Raw genomic sequence first — 21,616 nt, 5'->3', positions numbered from 1 at the left:
TCCACCCGGTCAGGTGAAGATCGGGCGATGAGGCTGACCGCGACCGTTCTCGACGCCCCCGACGCCCAGGCCCTCGCCCGCTTCTACCGCGACCTGCTCGGCTGGTCGTTCGGCGTCGACGAGCCGGGCTGGGCCACCCTGCGCGCGCCCGGCGGCGGCGCGGGCCTGTCGTTCCAGACCGAGCCGGACCACCGTCGGCCGGTGTGGCCCGGCCACGGCGGCGACCAGCGGATGATGGCGCACCTGGACATCGAGGTGGACGACCTGGACGCGGCGTGCACGCGGGCCGCCGAGCTGGGCGCCACCCTGGCCGAGCACCAGCCGCAGGAGCACGTGCGCGTGCACCTCGACCCGGCGGGCCACCCGTTCTGCCTCTACGTCGAGGGCTGATCCCCGATGGCGCGGGTGATGGAGTCCAGGACGCCGGGGAAGCGGTCCTCCATCTCTTCGCGCCGCAGTTCGTGGGTGCGGTAGCTGCCCTGGGGCGTCACCCTCAGCACCCCCGCCTCGCGGAGGACCTTCAGGTGGTGCGACAGCGTCGACATGCTGACCGGCACGTCGAACTGCCCGCAGACGATTCCGCCCGATCGGGCGAGTTCGGCCACGATGTGCAGCCGCACGGGGTCCGCGAGCGCGCTCAGCACGACCGCGAGTTGCAGGTCTCCCACATCCGGGTGTTGTAGAGCGCGCACGGTTTCGCATAGTAGTCACCCTGGTCAAGGGGTCAATTAGTCCACACTGAAGATATTGCGCTTGGCGAAATAGCTGCACGTCCGGGGGAGACCTGCGGCGCAGTGTGATCGACAGCGCACCGCGGGTCGTTAACTTCTAACAGGTCCGGTTCTTCCGGCCTGAACCGAACGGTCTAGGAGATTGGCGCGGGCGACTGCTTGCGCGGTTTGTTTCCAGCGCGTTTCCACACCGGCTGAGCTGCGGTTTTGATCGCTGCCGAGCACTTGGCGGGCGGGCTGACCTGCGCGACTGCGGCGAACGCGCGGGAGTTTCAGCCCTTAGGAGGGCATTTATCGGCGCATTAACGGCAATACGATCGTCTGCACGAGGCCGCCCGCCCCGGCCAAGCGCACCGTGGCCCCCGGACTACCCTGCACTGTCCGGGGGCCACGCGCTGCTCGCACCGGGTCAGGCGCCGGTGGCGCCGCCCACGACCGCGTCGGAGGACGGCGCTTCGCCCGGGCTCTCGGTGGGGTTCTTCGCCGGCACGGGGACGACGCCGGACAGGTCGCCGCCGTTGTCGTTGACCCGCAGCACGAACGGCCGGGTCTCGGTGTACTGGACGACCGACACCGACGCGGGGTCGACCACGATGCGCTGGAACCCGTCGAGGTGGACGCCGAGCGCGTCGGCCAGCACGGCTTTGATGACGTCGCCGTGGCTGCACGCCAGCCACACGGCGCGCGGGCCGTGCTCGGCGGTGACGCGGGCGTCGTGCGCCCTGATGGCGGCCACGGCGCGGGCCTGCACCCCGGCCAGCCCCTCGCCCTCGGGGAACACCGCGGCGGACGGGTGCTGCTGCACGACCGACCACAGCGGTTCGGCCAGCAGGTCCTTGATCTCGCGGCCGGTCCACTGCCCGTAGTCGACCTCGGCGAGGTCGGGTTCCTCGACGGCGTCGAGGCCGCGTTCGGCGAGCAGGGGCGCGAGGGTGCGCCGGCAGCGTTCCAGCGGCGAGGTCACCACGGCGCTCAGCGGCACGTCGGCGAGCCGGTCGACCAGCGCCTTCGCCTGCTCCTCGCCCCGCTCGGACAGCTGAACGCCCGCCTGACGGCCCGCGAGGACGCCCGCCCCGTTGGCGGTGGAGCGGGCGTGTCGCAGCAAGATCACGGTAGCCACGCGGTCAGCCTATGTCGGGTTGAGCAGTCCCATCGACAGCAGCCCCATCAGGACGATGCCCAGCAGCAGCCGGTACCACACGAACGCCGAGTAGCTGTGCTTGGAGACGTAGCGCAGCAACCAGGCGATGGTGGCGTAGCCGACGGCGAACGCGACGATCGTGGCCACGATCATCTGGGGCACGGACGCGGCGTTGGGCTCGGTGCGGTCCAGCACGTCGGGGATGCTGAAGATGCCCGCGCCGAACACGGCGGGCAGCGCCAGCAGGAACGAGTAGCGGGCGGCGGCGGCGCGGTCGAGGCCGAGGAACAGGCCGGCGGTGAGGGTGCCGCCGGAGCGGGACACGCCGGGGATCAGCGCCATCGCCTGCGCCAGGCCCATGCCGACGGCGTCCTTGAGCTGGAGCTTGTCGCGCACGTGCCGGGCGAACTGGTCGGCCACGCCGAGCAGCAGGCCGAAGACGACCAGCGTGGTGGCGGTGATCCACAGGTTGCGGAACGAGGAGCGGATCTCGTCCTTGAACAGGTAGCCCAGCACGCTGATCGGGATCGACCCGATGATCACGTACCAGGCCATCCGGTAGTCCTCGGTCTTGCGCGCGGCCTTGCTGAACAGGCCGCGGAACCAGGCCGAGACGAAGTTGCCGATGTCCTTGGCGAAGTAGATCAGCACCGCGACCTCGGTGCCCAGCTGGATGACCGCGGTGAACGACGCGCCCGCGTCGTTGCCGAAGAACAGCGTGGAGACGATCCTGACGTGCGCCGACGAGGAAATGGGCAGGAATTCCGTGAGTCCCTGGACGAGTCCGAGGACAAGGGCCTGCAACCAGCTCAACTACCCACTCCTGCCAGATCCAGAGCTTCGGTCGCCGTGCGGAGCGCGGCGATCCCCTGCTCGAGATCTTGCAGCATGGGCGAAAGGGTGAGCGTGGTGACCCCCGCGTCGGCGTAGGCGCGCATCTTGTCGGCGATGCGCTCCTTGGCGCCGAGCAGGGAGGTGCCGTCGAGGAAGTCGACCGGCAGGGCGGCCATGGCGCCCTCGTAGTCCTTGGCCAGGTAGCGGTCCTGCACCTCGGCGGCTTCGGCGGCGAAGCCCATCCGCGCGGCGTTGTCGTTGTAGAAGTTCTTCTGCCTGCTGCCCATGCCGCCGACGTAGAGCGCGGCGTAGGGGCGGATGCGGTCGGCGCAGGCGCGCCAGTCGTCGCCGACGACCATGGGCACGGTGGCCGCGACGTCGAACCCGTCCAGGGTGCGGCCCGCCTTCTCGCGGCCGGCCTTGAGCGAGGCCAGGGCGTCGCCGGAGTGCTCGGGCGACAGGAACAGCGCGAGCCAGCCGTCGGCGATCTCGCCGGCCAGCTCCACGTTCCTGGGCCCGACGGCGGCCAGGTAGACCGGGATGTGCTCGCGCACCGGGTGCACGGTCAGGGTGAGCGACTTGCCGGGGCCGTCGGGCAGCGGCAGCGTGTAGTGCTCACCGTCGTAGCGCACGCGGTCGCGGCGCAGGGCGGAGCGGACGATGTCGACGTACTCGCGGGTGCGGCCCAGCGGCTTGTCGAACCGCACGCCGTGCCAGCCCTCCGACACCTGCGGCCCGGACACGCCGAGGCCGAGCCGGAACCGGCCGCCCGACAGCGAGTCGAGGGTGGCGGCGGTCATCGCGGTCATCGCCGGCGTCCGCGCCGGGATCTGCAGGATGGCGCTGCCGACGTCGACCCGCTCGGTCTGCGCGGCCACCCAGGCCAGGACCGTGGGCGCGTCGGAGCCGTAGGCCTCGGCGGCCCACACCACCGAGTAGCCCAGTCGGTCGGCTTCCCTGGCCAGTTCGAGGTTCGCGGCGTCGTTGCCCGCGCCCCAGTACCCGAGGTTCAGTCCCAGTCGCACGAGCGATGACCGTACCGGTCGGTAACCTGCGGCGCCAGGGCGGCGTGCCCCGATCGTGGCGCGATCCGGCCTTGACAGGTGCGTGCCACGGGCCGCCGGAAAGTCGATCAACCCTTAGGCTCCCCCGCGTGGAACAGCGATACCTCGGGCGCAGCGGACTGCGGGTCTCCCGGATGGCCCTGGGCACGATGACCTGGGGGCGGGACACCGACGCGGACGAGGCGGCCACCCAGTTGCTGGCCTTCGCCGAGGCCGGCGGCACGCTGGTGGACACCGCCGACGTGTACGTGGAGGGCGAGAGCGAGCGCATCCTGGGCGGCCTGCTCGGCGAGGTCGTGCCGCGCGACGAACTGGTGATCGCGACCAAGGCGGTGGCCAGGCGCAACGACGGCCCGTTCGGCGGCGGCGCGTCGCGCGGCGCGCTGCTGCACGCGCTGGACGGGTCGCTGCGCAGGCTGGGCGTGGAGCACGTCGACCTGTGGCAGCTGCACGCGTGGGACGCGGGGGTGCCGCTGGAGGAGACGCTGTCGGCGCTGGACGCGGCGGTGACCTCCGGCCGGGTGCGGTACGCGGGCGTGTCGAACTACTCGGGCTGGCAGCTGGGCACGGCGGCGGCGCTGCCGGGGCACACGCCGCTGGTGTCGACGCAGGTGGAGTACTCGCTGCTGGAGCGCGGCGTGGAGCGTGAGGTGGTGCCGGCCGCGCAGCACCACGGGGTCGGGCTGCTGCCGTGGGCGCCGCTGGGGCGGGGCGTGCTGACCGGCAAGTACCGCAACGGCACGCCGTCGGACTCGCGCGGCGCGTCGGCGCACTTCGCCGGGTACGTGGAGCAGCACCGCACGGAGCGGGCGGCGCGGATCGTGCAGGCGGTGGCGACGGCGGCGGACGGGCTGGGCACGAACGCGCTGTGCGTGGCGCTGGCGTGGGTGCGGGACCGGCCGGGCGTGGTGGCGCCGGTGGTCGGCGCGCGGGACACGGGCCAGCTGCTGGGTTCGCTCGCGGCCGAGGAGCTGACCCTGCCGTCGGCGATCCGGGCGGCGCTGGACGACGTCAGCGCGATCGAGTTCGGCTACCCCGAACGGCCGATGGGCTGATTCGCGCGGTGTGTCCGAAAGGCCCCGCATGGGCGTATTGTCACTGTGCGTGGCCGATCATGTGATCTCCGTAACCCATCGTCACTCGAAAGGCCGAACCGGGTCTAGGTTCTGCCGCGTGCGTGAATTGAGCGTTGAGCCGACCGCGGTGACGCGGCGTCGGATGTTCGGCATCACGGCCGGGACCGCGGCGACCTTCGTGGCCGCCGGGGCGCCCGCATCGGCCCAGGCCCCCGCGTCACCCCAGGCCACGAGCCTGGACGCGGAGGGCGCGTGGCGGAAGCTCGCGGACGGCAACCACCGGTTCGTCACCGGCCGACAGACCCACCCCCACGAGTCGCTGCGCTGGCGCGAGTCGCTGGTGCAGGGCCAGCACCCGTTCGCCGTCGTCCTGGGCTGCGCGGACTCGCGGGTGCCGCCGGAGCTGGTGTTCGACACCGGGCTGGGCGACCTGTTCACCATCCGCGCCGCGGGCGAGGTGCTGGACAACAGCGTGCTGGGCAGCATCGAGTACGCGGTGGAGCACCTGGGCGTGCCGCTGATCGCCGTGGTCGGCCACGCCAAGTGCGGCGCGGTGTCGGCGGCGGTGGACGTGGTGCGCGGCCGGGCGCAGGTCTCCGGTGACGTCAGCGTGCTGGTGCGGTCGATCGAACCGGCCGTGCTGTCGACCCGGCCGAACGCCGACGAGGCGAAGTTCCTGGCCGCGGCCGTGGACAACCAGGCCAAGCGGGTGGCGTCGCTGATGCTGGAGCGCTCGGTGACGATCCGCACCGCGGTGGAGCACCACGGCGTGAAGGTCGTGGCGGCCAGCTACCAGCTCGACACCGGCGCGGTCACCCGCCTGACCTGAGTTCGCCCGCGGCCGGCCACAGCCAACCGCGCACCCCGTCGAGCCGGTCCTCCAACCAGGTCGCCACGTCGGCGGCGAGGTCCAGCGCGCGGGGTGTGCGGACCCGGCCGGCGACGTGCTCGACCAGGGTCTGGATGCGCCGCACGGGCGGCGGGTGCAGACCGGCGAACGGGACGGCGAGGCCCAGCTCGTCGGCGAGCCGGTCGGTGACCTCGTGCAGGAACAGCACCAGCAGCAGCGCGCCGACCAGGCACGGCTCGTGCGCCTCCAGCTCGCGGGCGCCGAGGTCGTCCAGGCTGTGCAGCATGATCGTGGCGGCGGCGCGGTCGGCCTCGTGCTCGCGCGGCCAGCCCACGGCGCGGGCGTCGAGCGCGCCCACAGGGGTGTCGACGTCGGTGTGCCGGCGGGCGTGCACCAGGTGCCCGGCGTGCACGTGGCCGATCTCGTGGGCGAGCACGAACTGGGTGGCGCGCCGGGCCATGAGCGAGACGAGCGCGGCGCGCTGCCCGGTCAGCTCGGGCAGCCGCCTGGCCCGGACCGCGCCGTTGCCGAAGAGGTGGGCGTTGAGGACTTCGGCCAGCGCGTAGGACGCCTGCTCGCCGGTCAGCAGCGGCGGCGCGCCGTAGTTCGGCGACGCCGCGGTCATGATCGTCAGCACGCCGTCGACCAGGTCCAGCAGCGAGGCGTTGACCAGCACCAGCACGCCGCTGCCCGGCACCGGGACGCTGATGCCGTCCAGCGTGCCGGTGGGGAACACGCCCGCGAGCACCGGGGTGGCCGGTTCGCGCCCGGCGGTGCGGGCCAGGTGCAGCACCTCCGGCTGGACGGCGTCCAGCGTCCGCTGCCGGTCGAGCAGGTGCCGGCGCCGGTAGGCGGCGGGCCGCACCCGCACCTCGACCAGCCGGGCGAGCAGGTCGGCGGGCGGCTCGGCGGCCACCCGGTTCCACGTGTGGTACCGCTCGCCGACGTCGGCGGGACCCGCCCGCGGGTCGGTGTGGTCCGGGTGGCCGAGGTCGTCGACCACCCGCCGGTCGCGCAGCAGCCGCACGTGCCGGCAGCGCAGGTCCTCCACGGTCATCGCGACGCCTCCCTCCACCGGGATAGTCGTCCTGAGTGGTCCGGGGGTACGGCCGCGGCGCGACTATCACCTTCCCAGACCAACGACAACACCCGCCCCCTGCGTGACGATGGCGGTTCGGTGATGGATGCTGGGAGGGCTGAACGGGGTCGATTCGGGAGGTCCGACGTTGCGCCGACTGGCGGCGGTAGTGCTCACCGGGGCCGCTCTGGTCTCCGCCTGCGCGAACGGGGACAACCCGGGCGACCCGTTGCAGGTGGCCACCACGCTGGAGCCCGCGCGGCCCGCGGTGGCGCCGGCGCAGTCCGCGCAGCCGGAGGGCCGGGTGCTGCCGCTGGGCCGGGCGACGGCCGTCGCGGTGGCCGGCGGCCGGGTGGCGGTGGCCGTGGCCGACCCGCCCTCGGTGGCCCTCTACCCCGCCGACGCCCTGGGCGAGCCGCTGGTGGTGCCGCTGCCCGGCCCGGCGGAACGGCTGGTGGCCGCGGGCGACGCGGTGGAGGCCGTGGTGCCCGCCGGCGCGGTGGTGACGATCCGGCCGGACGGCACGACGTCGCAGCGCGCGGTGGACGGCGCGCCGGTGGACGTGGCCGCGGTCGGCGGCCGGACCCTGGTCGCGCAGCGCGACCTGCGGCAGGTGTCGGTGGACGGGCACGTGGTCGGCGGCATCTCCAGCCCGGACCGGCTGGTCGCGGTGGGCGGCGCGGCGGTGGTGCTGGACCGGCCGCGCAGCGCGGTGTTCGACCTCGACCCGGCGGCGGACGGCCCCGGCGCGGGGCTGCGCGCGGGCGAGGGCGCGACCAACGCGGTGGCCGACCGGTTCGGCCGGGTGCTGGTGGTGGACACCCGCGGCGGCGAGCTGATGGCGTTCTCCACCGGCCCGCTGATCATGCGGCTGCGCTACCCGGTGCCGGGCGCGCCGTACGGGATGGCCTACGACGGTGAGCGCGACCTGCTGTGGATCACGCTCACCGAGCGCAACGAGGTGGTGGCGTTCGACGTCGCCGGGGGCGAGCCGGTGGAGAGGCGCCGGCACGCCACCGTCCGGCAGCCGGACTCGGTGGCGGTTGACCCAGGCAGCGGGCGCGTGTACGTCGCGTCCGGGGACGGCGCAGGGATGCAGGTGATCGGATGACGGTCGACGGGGTGGTCGACGGGGACTGGGAGTACCGGCCGCTGCGGCTGCCGGCCGGCGTCTCCCGCCGCACGGCGACGACGCAGCTGGCGATCCACGCGGAGTTCGCCGGGTGGGAGCTGTCGCGCACGCTGCTGTTCGGGGACGGCTCGCGCAAGATCTGGCTGCGCCGCAAGCGGACGGCCGCCGTGGTGCCGGGCGTGATCACCTAGAACGCGGCATCCGCCCGACTACCACAGGTGTGGTACCACACCTGTGGTAGTGATCGCTCCTGGGCGAACTCCTCGACCGATCGGGCTGTCGGAGGTCACTGGGGCGCCCCGTGATCCGGGTCGGCCGGATCGGATGGGCCGACGAGCGCGCGATCGCCTCAGTCGGTGTCGCCCAAGGCGGCGGTCGGGTCGCGGTGCGGGGCGCCGGTCGGCCACCAGTCGCCGTCGGCGGACCGGTAGGGGTACCAGCGGCCGTCGCGGCCGTAGCGCACCTGTCGGGTGTGGACGGTCCAGCGGTTGCGCCACACCGAGGGTTCGGGGAGTTCGCCGCTGTCCCAGGCGGCACGGGCGCGGGCGGTGGCGGCGCGGTCCGGGGTCCAGGGTTGCTCCAGGACGTCGAGCGCGACGTGGCCGCCCTGCTGCCAGGCGCGCACGGCACGGGGGTCGGCGTCGAGGCGGTCGCGCAGCGCGGGGTGGCAGGCGGCCATCCGGATGACGTCGCGGCGGTCGTCGGGCGCGGGCCACTCGCCGGTGGCGAGGACGTCGCGGGCCTTGGCGGCGGCGTCGGCGACCAGCAGCCGCAGCACCTCGACGTCCAGGCCCGGCACGGGCTCGAACTCCGGCAGCGGGCCGAGTTCTCCGGGTGGCGGGTCCTCGGGCAGGTCGCGGACGGGCCGGGCGTAGGCGTCCACCGCGCGCTCCCCCGCGGCGGACTTGCCGGTGGCCGGTCGGGCGCCCGCGACGACCTCGTCCTGGGCCCGGCCCCGCAGGAGCAGCAGCACCCACGGGTCGGCGTCGAGCAGCCAGGACGCCTGGTGGCACAGCGCGGCGGCGTGCTTGCAGGGCAGTTCCCAGCCCGGACAGGTGCACTCGGGGTCGAGGTCGCCGATGCCGGGCAGCAGCGGCACGCCCGCGTCGGCGGCGGCGTCGGCCAGCTCGCGGGGCATCTCCCGGTCCAGCAGCGCGGCCAGGTGGCCCGCCTTCGCGGCGATCTGGCCGAGGAACCGGTCCCACTCGGCGTCGGTGAGCGGGGTGAGGCGCACCGAGGTGCGGTAGGTGTCCTCGACGTCGTAGACGGTGGCGTCGAGGCGGCCGGGGCTGACGGTGATGGTGCCGACCAGCCCCGCGTGGGCGTACTTGCGGCCCTGCTTCAGGGGCTTCTGGTCCAGCGAGGTGTCCTCCAGGGCCTGCAGCCACGCCTTGCCCCACCAGGAACCGGCGCGGCGCACGCCCTTGCCGAACGCGGGGAAGCCCTTCACGCGATCGCTCATGTGCCGCTCCGCAGTTCGACCAGGTTGCCCAGCTCGTCGTCGGACAGCTCGGTGAGCGCGGCCTCGCCGCGGGACAGGACGGCGTCGGCGAGGTCGCGCTTGGCGCGCAGCATCGCGGCGATGCGGTCCTCGATGGTGCCCTCGGCGATGAGCCGGTGCACCTGCACGGGCCGGGTCTGTCCGATGCGGTGCGCGCGGTCGGTGGCCTGGTCCTCCACGGCCGGGTTCCACCACCGGTCGTAGTGCACGACGTGGTCGGCGCGGGTCAGGTTGAGACCGGTGCCCGCGGCCTTGAGGGACAGCAGGAACACCGGGCACTCCCCGTCCTGGAAGCGGCGCACCAGCTCCTCGCGGGCCGGGACGGGCGTGCCGCCGTGCAGCAGCTGGGACGGGACGCCGCGACCGGCGAGGTGCTTCTCGATCAGCCGCGCCATGGCGACGTACTGGGTGAACACGAGCACCGCGCCGTCCTCGGCCAGGATGGTGTCGAGCAGTTCGTCCAGCAGTTCCAGCTTGCCGGAGCGGCCCGCGAGCTTCGGCGACGCCTCCTTGAGGTACTGGGCGGGGTGGTTGCACACCTGCTTGAGCCCGGTGAGGAGCTTGACGATCCGGCCGCGGCGGGCGATGCCGTCGGCGGCCCGGACCTCGGCCATCAGCTCCCGCACCACCGCCTCGTAGAGCGCGGCCTGCTCGCGGGTGAGGGCGACCGGCTGGTCGGTCTCGGTCTTGGGCGGCAGCTCGGGCGCGATGCCGGGATCGGTCTTGCGGCGGCGCAGCAGGAACGGCCGCACCAGCCGGGCGAACCGCGCCGCGGCCTCCTGGTCCCGGTCGCCCTCGATGGGCCCGGCCCAGCGCGCCTTGAACTGCGCCATCGTGCCCAGCAGGCCCGGGGTGGTCCAGTCCAGGACCGCCCACAGCTCCGACAGCGTGTTCTCCACGGGCGTGCCGGTGAGCGCGACCCGGGCGCGGGCGGGGATGCGGCGCAACGCCTTCGCCGTCTCGGAGGACGGGTTCTTCACGTGCTGCGCCTCGTCGGCGACGACCAGGCCCCAGTCGACGTCGGCGAGCCTGTCGGCGTCCAACCGCATCGTGCCGTAGGTGGTGAGCACGAACCCCTCGTGCGCGACGTCGCGGCGCGGGCCGTGGAAGCGGCGCACCGGCACGCCGGGCGCGAACCGCTCGACCTCGCGCTGCCAGTTGCCCATCAGCGACGCGGGGCAGACCACGAGCGTCGGCCCGTCGCCGCGGTGCAGGTGCAGCGCGATGAGGGTGATGGTCTTGCCCAGCCCCATGTCGTCGGCCAGGCACGCGCCCAGGCCGAGCGAGGTCATCCGGTCCAGCCAGCGCAGGCCGTGCAGCTGGTAGTCGCGCAGGGTGGCGCGCAACGCGGCCGGCTGCGCGATCGGGTCGGTGTCGAGGTCGGCGAGCCGGGACTTCAGCTCGTCCAGCCAACCGGTGGCCGCGACCTCGACGTCCACGCCGTCGACCCGGGTGGCGCCGGTGAGGGCCGCGCCGAGCGCGTCGATCGCGGTGACGGGCTTGAGGGCGCGCTCACGGGCGCGGCGGGCCAGTTCGGGGTCCACCAGCGTCCAGCGGTCGCGCAGCCGCACGACGGGCCGGGTGGCCTCGGCGAGCACGTCCAGCTCGTCGGGGGTGAGCGGGTCGTCGCCCAGGGCGAGCCGCCAGTCCACCGAGGTCAGCTGGTCGGGCCCGAAGAACGCGGGCCGGTCGGCCGGGCGCTCCCCGATGACGACCTTCGCCGACAGGTCGCGCACCAGTTCCCGCGGCCAGTGCACGTCCACGCCCGCGCCGGCCAGGCGGACCGCGCCGGTGGTCAGCAGGTGCTCCACGTCGGCGTCGGACAGCTCGACCTCGTCGGGCACCGGCTGGTCGAGCAGCCGCTCCAGCGGCGACCAGGCGCGGGCCGCGCGGCGCAGGGCGACCGTGGCGTCGGCGCGGGAGCGCTGGTTGGCCGACGCCCACAGCTCGGCGGCGTCCACCACGCGGCCCGCGTCGGCCAGGCTGTGCACCTGCACGACCGCCCGGAACGGGCCGAAGCCCTCGATCCGCAACGAGATCCGCACGCCCTGGTCGGCCCAGTCCCGCAGGTGCGGCACCCGCTGCGGCCGCACGGCGGCGAACGCGGGCGCGCCCGCGGCGCGCACGGCCGCCGCGCCACGCGGCATGGTGTCGGCGACGGCGTCCAGGAACGCCCGCAGCAGCGGCTCCGCGTCGGGCAGCTCCACCGGGTCGCGCCCCGGCAGCGGCACGGCCCTGGCGTGCGCGGGCATCGCGGCGGCCAGGTCCCGCACGCGGGCCTGGTCGGCGTCGTCCAGCGGACCCAGCAGCCACGCGTCGAAGTCGCCGTCGGTGACCGCGGGCCGCACCCGGCCGCGCGCGACGAGCTGCAACGCCACCACCACGGCCGCGCCCCAGAACGCGGTGGCCGGGTGGGCCTGCGACGTGCGGCGAGCGCGGCTGAGCAGCGGGACGGCGTCGGACACCGGCATCCGCAGGGCGGCGACGTCACGGCGGACGCCGTCGGGACCGGCGACGGCGAGCGAGTCGCCGAAACCCTCCGGCGACTCGTCCGGGTCCCGGGCGGGGTAGAAGGCGACGGTGGACGTGCGTGGCGGGTCGGCTGCCTCGAAGACGGCCGCGTACCGCTCCAGACCTGTGCTCAGCGCTCCCCCTCGCTACTCAAGTTTGAGCATACCCCAACTGCCCGGCTCACCGGGCGAACCCGGCTCACCCGCCATCGGGTAGGCGCCGCCCTCCAAGCGCTCCACCAACCCCCGCGTCCACTCCGCCCCACCGGCCGCGGTGTGCTCCCACAACCCGTACAGCTCCCTCACGTGCGACGGCTCGCGCCACCGCTCCGCCTGCACCCGCGCCGCGTCACGACGCGCCTCCAACGCCGCCAACCGCTCGCCGAGCAGCCCCACCGCCTCCGCCCGCGACAACGACGGCAGCAGCGCCAACCCCGCCGCGAGCAGGTCCGGCCGGGTCTCGGGCCGGCGCAACGCGTCCCGCACCAACCTGCGGAACTCCGCCTCACCCCGGTCGGTGATCTCGTAATCCGTGCGACCCGGCGGCACGCTGTGGTCGACCAGGCAGCCGTCCTTGGTCAACTGCTTCAACGCGTGGTAGATCGAGCCCCACTTGACGTTGGCCCACTCCCCCGCGCCCCACGACATCAGGTCGTTGCCGATCAGGTAACCGTGAGCACGCCCGTACCCGCGCACCACCCCGAGCACCAGCAGCCGTGTAGCCGACATCGCGTCCCTGTCAATTCCGGGTTGGGGTGATCAGGGTAGATCGCCGAGGATGACCCGGTGACGCCCGCCGCGATCGACGACGCCCAGCGGCGCGCCCGCCTGGGCGCCCGCCACCTGCTCTCCGCCCGCGCCGCGACGGTCGAGGAAGTCGCCGACGCCGTGGTCGCGCTGCACGCCACCGACCCGGCCACCGTGTTCCTGTCCGCGTGCGCCCGCCTCGAACAACCCTCGGTCGCCGCGGTCGAAGCCGCGCTCTACGACCGCCGGTCGCTGGTGCGGCTGCTCTGCATGCGCCGCACCATGTTCGCCGTCACCGCCGACACCGCCCCGGTCGTGCAGACCGCCGCAGGCGTCGACATCGCCGTGAAGGAACGGCGCAAACTGCTCGCGTACCTCGCCGAAGGCGTCGGCTGGACCGCCGACCGCCTCACCGAAGTCGAGCAGGCCACCCTGGAAGCACTGCGACTGCGCGGCGAGGCCACCACCACCGAACTGACCCGCGACGTCCCGGCACTGCTCGAACAGGTCGTCGTCGCCCCCGGCAAGCCCTACGAGACCCGGCAGAACGTGTCCAGCCGCATCATCCGCGTCCTCGCCGCCGAAGGCCGCATCCGCCGCACCCGCCCCCTCGGCTCCTGGCTGAGCAGCCAGTTCCGCTGGGCCCCCGCCACACCTCGACCCGACCTCGACCCCGCCGCCGCCCGCGCCGACCTGGTCCGCCGCTGGCTCGCCGCCTACGGCCCCGGCACCGAAGCCGACCTCAAGTGGTGGACCGGCTGGAACCTCGGCGCCGTCCGCAAAGCCCTCACCGCCGTCGGCGCGGTCGAAGTCGCGCTGACCGACGGCACCGGCCACGTCCTGCCCGACGACCTGGAACCGGTCACCCGCCCCCGACCGTGGGCGGCCCTGCTGCCCGCCCTCGACCCCACCCCGATGGGCTGGCAGGCCCGCGACTGGTACCTGCCCGCCCACCACCGACCACGCCTGTTCGACCCGGTCGGCAACGTCGGCCCGACCGTCTGGGTCGATGGCGCCGTCGTCGGCGGCTGGGCACAACGCCCCGACGGCGAAGTCGTCTGGCAACTCCTCGACGACGTCGGCGCGGACGCCGTCGCCACCATCACCCGGGAAGCCGACCGGCTGACCGCCTGGCTGGCCGGCGCCCGCGTCATCCCCCGCTTCCGCACCCCACTGGAGAAGGAGCTGGCCAGGTGATCCTGCTGCGCGCCCTGGACGACGACGGGATCGAGCGCCTGCTCGACCTGGCCGTCGCCGACGCCGACCCCGCCGACGTCATGCCACCGGGCTGGACCACCGACCGGCGCGACGCGTTCCGCGACTTCTACCGCGGCTTCCTCACCGACGCCTACGAGATCGTCCGCGACGGCCGCACCGTCGGGATGGCCCGGCTCACCGCCGACGGCGAAACCGGCATGTGGATCGCCCGGCACGCCCGCGGCGGCGGCGTCGGCCTCGCCGCACTGCGCCACGTCGTCGCCGAAGCACCCCGACGCGGCATCACCACGATCGTCGCCGACACCACCACCGACAACACCGCCGCCCTCACCGTGCTCCGGAAAGCCGGCGCGGCGCTCGACGTCGACGGCGACCGGGTCACCGCGAGGCTCCCCGTCCCACCGCCCTAGCCGACCCGGCGGCCCACCACCACCGTCGCCGACAGCTCCTCGTCCGACGCCACCCCCGCACCCCACCCGTGCCGCACGAACTCCGCCACCGACCACACCGCCTGCGCGGCGCCCGTCTCCACCAACAAACGCCCACCCGGCGCCAACCACCGCGCCGCGCCCGCGACCACCCGCCGCTGCACGTCCAGACCGTCCACGCCGCCGTCCAACGCCACCAGCGGCTCGTGCTCACGCGCCTCCGGCGGCATCAACCCGATCGCACCCGACGGCACGTAAGGCGCGTTCGCCACCACCACGTCGACCCGCCCCAGCAACGACACCGGCAACGCCTCGTACAGATCACCCTCGTACACCCGGTCAGCGCCCAGGTTGCGCCGAGCGCACCGCACCGCCACCGGATCGACGTCCGCCGCGTGCACCTCCACCCCCGGCACCCGATCCACGATCGCGGCGCCGACCGCGCCCGACCCGCAGCACAGGTCCACCACCACCGAACCCGGCCCCACCAGCTCCGCCGCGACCCGCACCAGGAACTCCGTGCGCCGACGCGGCACGAACACCCCCGGCTCCACCACCACCCGCGACCCGCAGAACTCCGCCCAGCCCACCACGTGCTCCAGCGGCAGCCCCGACACCCGCCGAGCCGTCAACAGCTCCAACTCCGCCGCGCTGCCGGCCGCGGCCACCAGCACCCGGGCCTCGTCCTCGGCGAACACACAACCGGCCGCGCGCAACCGCGCGACAACACCATCAGGGACAACAGACACAGCCGAACGCCTCTCGCGAGAACCCGCGGGCGCCCTCAGACCGCCACAACGCGGCCGGGAGCGACCCGATCCACCACAGCGCTAATGGGTCCCACCTCCCTCAGCCGCACGAACCCGCACACCCTAACCCACCCCCATGATCGAGTTCCTATCGCCCAGGCGGCTTTTGGATTGGGATTCCTCCTCGCTAAACTTATATCGGGAGAGGATTTATTATGATCTACACTGAAGTCATCGAGTAGATTAAGCGGTTCGGAACGCCGCAGGTCGTTCCCACGGCCGGTCGATTGTCCGGCCCCACCCGCTCCTCTAACGTTCCCGAGCACGTCCGCGCGAACGTGATCGCAGAACCTCCACTCCTCCGGCCGACCCGCTCCGCATGGGTCTGCCGGAGCCCCTGCACGAGGGAGAACCCTGCAATGGGAGACGTTCGCGGATCCAGACGACCCCTGATAGCCCTGGCCGCCGCCGCGGTGACCGCCGCCGCGCTGGCCACCGGCGCCACACCCGCCGCCGCGGAAGGCGACATCCTCGGCGCGAACAACCCGACCGCCATCGCGGACAGCTACATCGTCGTCTACAACCAGCTGTCCACCCAGAGCGTCGACGCGCTCACCGCAGACCTCAGCGCCAAGTACGACGCCCGGGTCGACTTCACCTACCGGCACGCGCTCAAGGGCTTCGCGGGCACGCTGTCCGAACGGGACGCACGCCGGCTCGCCGCCGAACCCGGCGTCGCCTACGTCCAGCAGAACGGCGAGGTGAAGGCGACCGCGACGCAGCCCAACCCGCCGTCCTGGGGCCTGGACCGGATCGACCAGCGGGACCTGCCGCTGGACTCGTCCTACACCTACCCCAACGACGGCACCGGCGTCACCGCCTACATCATCGACACCGGCATCCGGACCACGCACCAGGACTTCGGCGGCCGGGCGTCGTGGGGCACCAACACCGTCGACAGCAACAACACCGACTGCAACGGCCACGGCACGCACGTCGCCGGCACCGTCGGCGGCACCGCGCACGGCGTCGCCAAGGGCGTCCGGCTGATCGCGGTCAAGGTGCTCAACTGCGCCGGCTCCGGCTCGTTCGCCGGTGTCGCCGCGGGCATCGACTGGGTCACCGGCCACCACACCTCCGGCCCGGCCGTGGCGAACATGAGCCTCGGGGGCCAGGGCAGCGACCCGACCGGCGAGGCCGCGGTCCGCAACTCGATCGCCGACGGCGTGACCTACGCCATCGCGTCGGGCAACTCCAACTCCGACGCGTGCAACTTCACCCCGGCCCGCGTCGCCGAGGCGATCACCGTGAACGCCTCCACCAACACCGACGCGCGCGCCTCGTTCTCCAACTACGGCACCTGCACCGACATCTTCGCGCCGGGCCAGAACATCACCTCGGCGTGGATGACCAACGACACCTCCACCAACACCATCAGCGGCACGTCGATGGCGGCGCCGCACGTCGCCGGCGGCGCGGCCGTCCTGCTGGGCGCCACGCCGGGCCTGACGCCCGCGCAGGTGGCCAGTGCGATGATCGCCAACTCCACCCCGAACAAGATCACCAGTCCGGGTTCCGGCTCGCCGAACCGGCTGCTTTTCGTCAACACCGGCGGCGGCCCCGGCCCCGGCAACCCGTCGGTCACTCCCCCGGGCAACCAGACCGGCAACGTCGGCACGGCCACCAGCCTGCAGCTGAAGGCGTCCGGCGGCACCCCGCCGTACACCTGGTCGGCCACCGGCCTGCCGCCCGGCCTGTCGATCTCCGCGGCCACCGGCCTGATCTCCGGCACTCCTACCACCGCGGGCGCCTACACCGTGACGGCCACGGCGACCGACAGCGCGGGCAAGTCCGCGGGCGCCACGTTCACCTGGACCATCAACCCGCCCGGCGGCTCGTGCTCCGCGCCCGGTGAGAAGGTCGTCAACGGCGGCTTCGAGAGCGGCGCCACCGGCTGGTCGAACGGCACCTGGACGATCGGCGCGTGGACCGGCGAGGGCGCGCCGCGCTCCGGCTCCCGCTCCGCCTGGATCAGCGGCTACGGCTACACCAACACCGAGACGCTGACCCAGAGCGTCACCATCCCGGCGGGCTGCACGAGCACCACGCTCTCGCTGTGGCTGAAGATCAGCACGGCGGAGTACGAGCCCGACGTGTTCGACACCCTCACCGTGTCGGTGGCCGGCACCACCCTGGCGACCTACACCAACCTCAACCCGTCCGGCTACGCGGTGCGCACCTTCAACCTGGGCGCGTACGCGGGCCAGAGCGTCACGCTGAGCTTCACCGGCACGGAGGACTGGTCCTACCAGACCTCGTTCGTGCTGGACGACGTCTCGGTCTCGGCGGCCTGATCGCGGGTGTGGGGAGGGTGGGTGCGCGCACCGACCCTCCCCACACCGTCACGTCAGCACGCGACGGGCGAGGAGCCGAGCGCCACGTCGTCGTACCAGAGGGTGTTCGCGCCGTCGCCGTAGCTCTCCCAACCCAACCGCAGGTCGGTGACGGCGGGCCGCCAGTTGGTCTTGCGCAGCCACTGGCCGTCGACGTCGGGGGTCGACACGCCGTCGGCCACCAGGCCCTCGACCACCGAGCCGTTCAGCGAGGTGGAGAGGCGACCGGCCGGGTCGACCGTGAACTGCACGCAGTTCCACTGGCCGGTGGGCAGCGGCTTGCTCTTGGAGACGCCCGTCGGGCTCTGCTCGGGCAGGGTGGCGTCGTCGGACTCGCGGTTCCACTGCAGCGCCGAGTTCTGGCCGCCCATGCGCAGGTCCTTGCCGCCGTCGGCGGAGTCCTTCATGGCCATGAACGTCACGTGCGCCATCGGCAGGGCCGTGGTGTGGCGGACGTAGAACCGGCCGTGCAGGGTCGAGGAGCCGTTGACCGGGGTGCCGAAGAAGATGTGGTTGCAGTAGCCCGAAGCGCCGTTGACCCGCACCGACTTCGAGCCGCTGCGCGCGACCGAGTTGTCGATGCTGACCGAGCCCTGGCCGGTGCAGTTGGCCGCGCCGACGGTCCAGCGGCCGGTCGGGGTCGTCCCGGTCTGCTGCTCGAAGCCGTCGCACAGCAGCGCCGTGCCGCAGTCGACCGGCGGCGTGTCGGTAGTAGTAGTAGTAGTAGTAGTAGTAGTAGTAGTAGTAGTGGTCGTGGGACCGTCGCCACTGCACGAGACACCGTTGAACGCGAAGTCGGTCGGCGCGGCGTTCGTGCCGCTGTAGGTGGCTTGGAAGCCGAACGCGGCGCTCGCGCCCGTCGCCAAGGTGCCGTTCCACGGCATGTTGGCGGCCGTGACCTGGTTGCCGGACTGCTTCACGTCGGCGCTCCACCCGGAGCTGATCGCCTGGTTGCCGGCGAACGACCAGGTGAGCTTCCACGAGGTGACCGGAGCGGACTGGTTGGTCACGGTCACGTTGGCGGTGAACCCGGTGGCCCACTGGTTGAGCTTGTAGTCCACGGCGCAGACGGGAGCCGCACCCGCGGTGCTGGTCCCGCCGATCACCACCAAACCGGCTATCGACACCACAGCGGCCACCGCCGCCAGCAGATTTCGCACAACAACCCCTTCGTTGTCGTCTCTGGGAGCGTTCCCAGAAACTGACTGTAACGATCCCGTCACCGCAATGGAATACTCCGCCTGCCGCAACGGTCACTCGAACGAAGGCGTGCCGGAGGGTGTGGCTCAGAGGCCGAGCACCACCGGGTCGGCGGGCGCGCCGTCCGCGATCAGCGCCGCCAGCGGTGTGGCGAGGTCGCGGGGTGAGAACAGGTCCGGGCCCCGGTGGTCGGCGATCTCCGACAGCGTCCACCAGCGCAGGCCGCTGATGTGCTCGGCGGCCAGTTCCTCGTCGGTCAAGCCGCCGCGTGGTGTGAACGAGTTGGCGCGGACGAGGAAGTAGTCGTTCACCACGCCGCCGTGGTCCGGCCTGACGACCTCCTGCCGCCACACCGGTCGCGGTCCGACGTCGAAGGCCGTCAGCCCGACCTCCTCGTACAGCTCGCGGCGCAGGGCTTCGTGCTCGGTCTCGCCGGGTTCGACGCCGCCGCCGGGCGCGACCCACACGACTGTCGTGCCGTCCGGCTCGGGGATGGCGAGGCGGCAGAGCAGGACGCGGTCGTCCTCGTCCAGGACGATCGCGCGGACCGAGTGGCGCGGCTTCACGGTCCGACTTCCAGCACGGTCACCGTGCCGCGCGATCCGTCGACCCGGACGCGGTCACCGGTCCGGATGCGGGTGGTGGCGTTGCCGCAGCCGACGACGGCGGGGACGCCCAGCTCGCGGGCGACGATCGCGGCGTGCGAGAGCGGTGCGCCGACGTCGGTCACCACGGCGGCGGCGCGGGGGAACAGCGGGGTCCAGCCGATGTTCGTCACCGTGGTCACCAAGACCTCGCCGGGTTCCAGTGCGCCGCCGTCCGCGACGTCGTGGATCACGCGCGCCACGCCCTCCACCACGCCGGCCGCGCCGGGGAAGCCGGACACCCCGTCGCCGAGGGGCGCGGCGGAGGCGTCGTGGACGTCGGACCTGCGGTCCGGGTCGGCGGCCCACGACTCGGGGTCGAACCTGCCCCGGATCACCGTCGGGTACGGCGGCAGCGCGCGGTAGCGGTGGTAGGCGGCGCGGCGGGCGGGCACGGACGCCAGCGGCGCCTCGTCGCCGTCGAGGACGCGCAGGGTCTCCTCGATCGGCAGGAAGAACAGGGCGTCGCCGTGCCCGGTGACCTCGCCCGCCCGCACCAGGAACGCCCGCAGCACGGCGAACGCGCGGGAGAACTCCGAGCGGGCCCGCTCCCGTTCGCGGGCCAGCGCGGCGAGCCCGGCCACCCGGCGGCGCAGCCGCGCCACCTTGCCGGGGTGCGCGGCGCGCAGCCGTTCCCACGCCGCCTCGCGCACGGCCTCCTGCCGAGCCAGCAGCTCTTCGGGGTCGACGCCGCTGTCGTCGAGGTGCGGCCACCGCGGGTCCTCGGCCGGTCGGGGCGCGGACACCTCGAACTCGTCGGCGAACCGGTGCCCGCACTGCCGGGCGTAAACCTCCCTGGTGATCTCGCCGCGCCGGAGCCGGGCCAGGCCGAGCAGCGGTCCCAGGCTCTCCAGCTCACCGGCCGCGCCGTGCGCGCCGGTCAGCAACGCGGTGGCGTCGTCCTCCCCCACCAGCTCCACCAGCCGGCGGCGGACCCTGTGCGAGGACATCACGCCGTTGCGCGCGCCGGCGTCGAACACCTTGGCGTCGACGTGCAGCACGTCGTCCACGTCGGACCGCCACAGCGCGAGCAGTTCGGCGGGCGTGGAGGCGGCGCGGAAGGCGGCGTGCAGCCGTTCGGCCCGAGCGGGCGCGGACGCCAGCAGCCCGTCGATCCTCGCCCGGTACTCGCGGCCCTGCCGGAGGAACGGCAGCGCCGCGCCGACCGCCGCGCGCAGGACGGCGAGGCGCGACATCGGCAGCCGGGGCACGTCCACGCCGGGCGGGAGGCGCCCGAAGTGCTGCTCGACCGTCCGGCCCAGGAACTCCCGGCTCAGGCCGAGGGCCTGCCCGACGGCGAGCACGGCGCTGAGGTTGAGGTAGAACCGGCCGCCGATGTTGCCCGACGTGGGGTGCCCGGCGATCGCCGGCTGGGCGAGCGCCTTCGCGAACGACCAGGTCGCGGGTGACATCACGCTCGGGACGGCTTCCCGCAGGTTCGCGCACGTCCACAGGTAGTCGCCGCGCAGGGTGTCGTTCCAGACCTCGGCGATGGCCGTGATCGGCCGGGCCTGGAGCACCGCGACCCGGCCGCCGGCCACGGCCCACTCGACGTCGACCGGCCCGCCGTGCAGGTCCTGGACGCGCGCGCCGAGCCGGGCCAGTTCCCGCACCCGCTCGTCGGACAGCAGCGAGCCGGTCCGGCGCACCTCGTCGTCGGTCACCACGTACTCGTCGGGGGTGACGGAGCCGCCGACCAGCGCCTCCCCCAGGCCGGGCGCGGCGTTGACCACGGTCTCGGTCCGCGCGCCGGTGACCGGGTTGGCGGTGAACAGCACCCCGGCCGCGTCGGCGGGCACCAGCTCCTGCACCACCACGGCCATCGCCACGTCGGTGACGCCGTGCCGGGCGCGGTAGGCGATGGCGCGCTCCGTCCACAGCGAGGCCCAGCAGCGCTTGACCGCGGCCAGCACGGCGTCGGCGCCGGTGACGTCGAGGACGGTGTCGTGCTGCCCGGCGAACGACAGGTCCGGCAGGTCCTCGGCGGTGGCCGACGAGCGCACCGCGACCGGACCGGTCGGCAGGGCCGCGCGGACCGCCTCGGCGACGTCCTCGGGCACGTCCCGGCGGGCGAAGGCGGCGGCGATCGCGGTGGCCGGGTCGTCGCCGCGCAGCGCGTCCCGGATCTCGGCGTCGAGGCCGGCGGTGAACCGGCGGTAGGCGTGCGTGGTCAGGTGGAAGCCGGTCGGGACGGGCAGCCCGGCGGCGGCGAGCCCGGCCAGCGAGGCGCCCTTCCCGCCGACCGCCTCCAGGTCGGCGGCGGGGTCGGCGAGCGGCAGCACCAGCGCGGTGGTCCCCATCGGTCGATCCTCGCACCGGC

20 protein-coding genes are annotated in these 21,616 nt (G+C 73.6%); 8 read left to right on the top strand and 12 right to left on the bottom strand.

Annotation, left to right across the window (positions count from 1 at the left end; all coding sequences use genetic code 11):
• Window positions 1-27: 27 nt before the first annotated feature.
• Complete coding sequence (locus AB0F89_RS25620) at window positions 28-390, top strand: VOC family protein (RefSeq protein WP_367128137.1); 363 nt, start codon at window positions 28-30, stop codon at window positions 388-390.
• Here AB0F89_RS25620 and AB0F89_RS25615 read toward each other — a convergent pair.
• From AB0F89_RS25615 to AB0F89_RS25600, 4 genes are all read right to left on the bottom strand, one after another.
• Entirely contained in the window at window positions 375-668 is a 294-nt protein-coding gene (locus tag AB0F89_RS25615; RefSeq protein ID WP_367128136.1) for an ArsR/SmtB family transcription factor, read from the bottom strand. The genes AB0F89_RS25620 and AB0F89_RS25615 overlap by 16 nt on opposite strands.
• A gap of 472 nt (window positions 669-1,140) precedes the next feature.
• Complete coding sequence (locus tag AB0F89_RS25610) at window positions 1,141-1,851, bottom strand: histidine phosphatase family protein (protein WP_367128135.1); 711 nt, start codon at window positions 1,849-1,851, stop codon at window positions 1,141-1,143.
• A gap of 9 nt (window positions 1,852-1,860) precedes the next feature.
• A complete protein-coding gene (locus AB0F89_RS25605; protein WP_367128134.1) occupies window positions 1,861-2,685 on the bottom strand; it encodes an undecaprenyl-diphosphate phosphatase in 825 nt (274 codons plus the stop codon).
• Window positions 2,682-3,731 carry an LLM class F420-dependent oxidoreductase gene (locus tag AB0F89_RS25600; RefSeq protein WP_367128133.1) on the bottom strand — a complete coding sequence of 350 codons (1,050 nt, stop codon included), beginning with the start codon at window positions 3,729-3,731 and terminating at the stop codon, window positions 2,682-2,684. Before AB0F89_RS25600 ends, AB0F89_RS25605 begins: the two co-directional genes overlap by 4 nt.
• Window positions 3,732-3,859: 128 nt before the next feature.
• Here AB0F89_RS25600 and AB0F89_RS25595 point away from each other — a divergent pair, with 128 nt between their 5' ends.
• Together AB0F89_RS25595 and AB0F89_RS25590 are read left to right on the top strand one after the other, a co-directional pair.
• Window positions 3,860-4,825, top strand: a complete 966-nt coding sequence (locus AB0F89_RS25595; RefSeq protein ID WP_367128132.1) for an aldo/keto reductase — start codon at window positions 3,860-3,862, stop codon at window positions 4,823-4,825.
• Window positions 4,826-4,943: 118 nt separating this feature from the next.
• A complete protein-coding gene (locus AB0F89_RS25590) occupies window positions 4,944-5,675 on the top strand; it encodes a carbonic anhydrase (RefSeq protein ID WP_367128131.1) in 732 nt (243 codons plus the stop codon).
• On the opposite strand, the gene AB0F89_RS25585 is transcribed toward AB0F89_RS25590, so the two are convergent.
• Complete coding sequence (locus AB0F89_RS25585; RefSeq protein WP_367128130.1) at window positions 5,659-6,753, bottom strand: hypothetical protein; 1,095 nt, start codon at window positions 6,751-6,753, stop codon at window positions 5,659-5,661. The genes AB0F89_RS25590 and AB0F89_RS25585 overlap by 17 nt on opposite strands.
• 169 nt (window positions 6,754-6,922) lie before the next feature.
• On the opposite strand from AB0F89_RS25585, the gene AB0F89_RS25580 reads away from it, so the two are divergent.
• On the top strand, window positions 6,923-7,885 hold the full coding sequence (locus tag AB0F89_RS25580; RefSeq protein ID WP_367128129.1) for a hypothetical protein: 963 nt from the start codon (window positions 6,923-6,925) through the stop codon (window positions 7,883-7,885).
• Entirely contained in the window at window positions 7,882-8,097 is a 216-nt protein-coding gene (locus AB0F89_RS25575; RefSeq protein ID WP_367128128.1) for a DUF5703 family protein, read from the top strand. The genes AB0F89_RS25580 and AB0F89_RS25575 overlap by 4 nt, the downstream gene beginning before the upstream one ends.
• Window positions 8,098-8,255: 158 nt before the next feature.
• On the opposite strand, the gene AB0F89_RS25570 is transcribed toward AB0F89_RS25575, so the two are convergent.
• From AB0F89_RS25570 to AB0F89_RS25560, 3 genes are all read right to left on the bottom strand, one after another.
• Window positions 8,256-9,368: an SWIM zinc finger family protein gene (locus AB0F89_RS25570; protein ID WP_367128127.1), complete on the bottom strand. Its 1,113-nt coding sequence runs from the start codon at window positions 9,366-9,368 to the stop codon at window positions 8,256-8,258.
• Window positions 9,365-11,878: a DEAD/DEAH box helicase gene (locus AB0F89_RS25565; protein WP_367128125.1), complete on the bottom strand. Its 2,514-nt coding sequence runs from the start codon at window positions 11,876-11,878 to the stop codon at window positions 9,365-9,367. Before AB0F89_RS25565 ends, AB0F89_RS25570 begins: the two co-directional genes overlap by 4 nt.
• Window positions 11,879-12,064: 186 nt before the next feature.
• Window positions 12,065-12,646, bottom strand: a complete 582-nt coding sequence (locus AB0F89_RS25560) for a PadR family transcriptional regulator (RefSeq protein WP_367128124.1) — start codon at window positions 12,644-12,646, stop codon at window positions 12,065-12,067.
• Window positions 12,647-12,703: 57 nt separating this feature from the next.
• On the opposite strand from AB0F89_RS25560, the gene AB0F89_RS25555 reads away from it, so the two are divergent.
• Both AB0F89_RS25555 and AB0F89_RS25550 read left to right on the top strand, forming a co-directional pair.
• The gene (locus AB0F89_RS25555) at window positions 12,704-13,861 is read left to right on the top strand and encodes a winged helix DNA-binding domain-containing protein (protein ID WP_367128123.1); all 1,158 of its coding nucleotides are present in this window, start codon (window positions 12,704-12,706) and stop codon (window positions 13,859-13,861) included.
• Window positions 13,858-14,292 (top strand): GNAT family N-acetyltransferase, encoded by a 435-nt coding sequence (locus tag AB0F89_RS25550; RefSeq protein ID WP_367128122.1) that lies wholly within the window; start codon window positions 13,858-13,860, stop codon window positions 14,290-14,292. The genes AB0F89_RS25555 and AB0F89_RS25550 overlap by 4 nt, the downstream gene beginning before the upstream one ends.
• Here AB0F89_RS25550 and AB0F89_RS25545 read toward each other — a convergent pair.
• Window positions 14,289-15,059 (bottom strand): putative protein N(5)-glutamine methyltransferase, encoded by a 771-nt coding sequence (locus AB0F89_RS25545; RefSeq protein WP_367128121.1) that lies wholly within the window; start codon window positions 15,057-15,059, stop codon window positions 14,289-14,291. The two genes, AB0F89_RS25550 and AB0F89_RS25545, sit on opposite strands and share 4 nt — an antisense overlap.
• A 419-nt stretch (window positions 15,060-15,478) precedes the next feature.
• Between AB0F89_RS25545 and AB0F89_RS25540 the strand changes: the two genes are divergently transcribed.
• On the top strand, window positions 15,479-17,413 hold the full coding sequence (locus tag AB0F89_RS25540; RefSeq protein ID WP_367128120.1) for a S8 family peptidase: 1,935 nt from the start codon (window positions 15,479-15,481) through the stop codon (window positions 17,411-17,413).
• A 53-nt stretch (window positions 17,414-17,466) separates the two neighbouring features.
• Here the strand turns inward: AB0F89_RS25540 and AB0F89_RS25535 are convergent, their stop codons facing one another.
• From AB0F89_RS25535 to AB0F89_RS25525, 3 genes are all read right to left on the bottom strand, one after another.
• On the bottom strand, window positions 17,467-18,612 hold the full coding sequence (locus tag AB0F89_RS25535; RefSeq protein ID WP_367128119.1) for a cellulose-binding domain-containing protein: 1,146 nt from the start codon (window positions 18,610-18,612) through the stop codon (window positions 17,467-17,469).
• A 126-nt stretch (window positions 18,613-18,738) separates the two neighbouring features.
• Window positions 18,739-19,218: an NUDIX hydrolase gene (locus AB0F89_RS25530; protein WP_367128118.1), complete on the bottom strand. Its 480-nt coding sequence runs from the start codon at window positions 19,216-19,218 to the stop codon at window positions 18,739-18,741.
• Window positions 19,215-21,596, bottom strand: a complete 2,382-nt coding sequence (locus AB0F89_RS25525; RefSeq protein WP_367128117.1) for a PEP/pyruvate-binding domain-containing protein — start codon at window positions 21,594-21,596, stop codon at window positions 19,215-19,217. Before AB0F89_RS25525 ends, AB0F89_RS25530 begins: the two co-directional genes overlap by 4 nt.
• Window positions 21,597-21,616: the final 20 nt, after the last annotated feature.

It is taken from the genome of Saccharothrix sp. HUAS TT1 (genome assembly GCF_040744945.1).
Lineage (GTDB): Bacteria > Actinomycetota > Actinomycetes > Mycobacteriales > Pseudonocardiaceae > Actinosynnema.
This window is presented reverse-complemented; position numbering and strand designations above follow the sequence as displayed.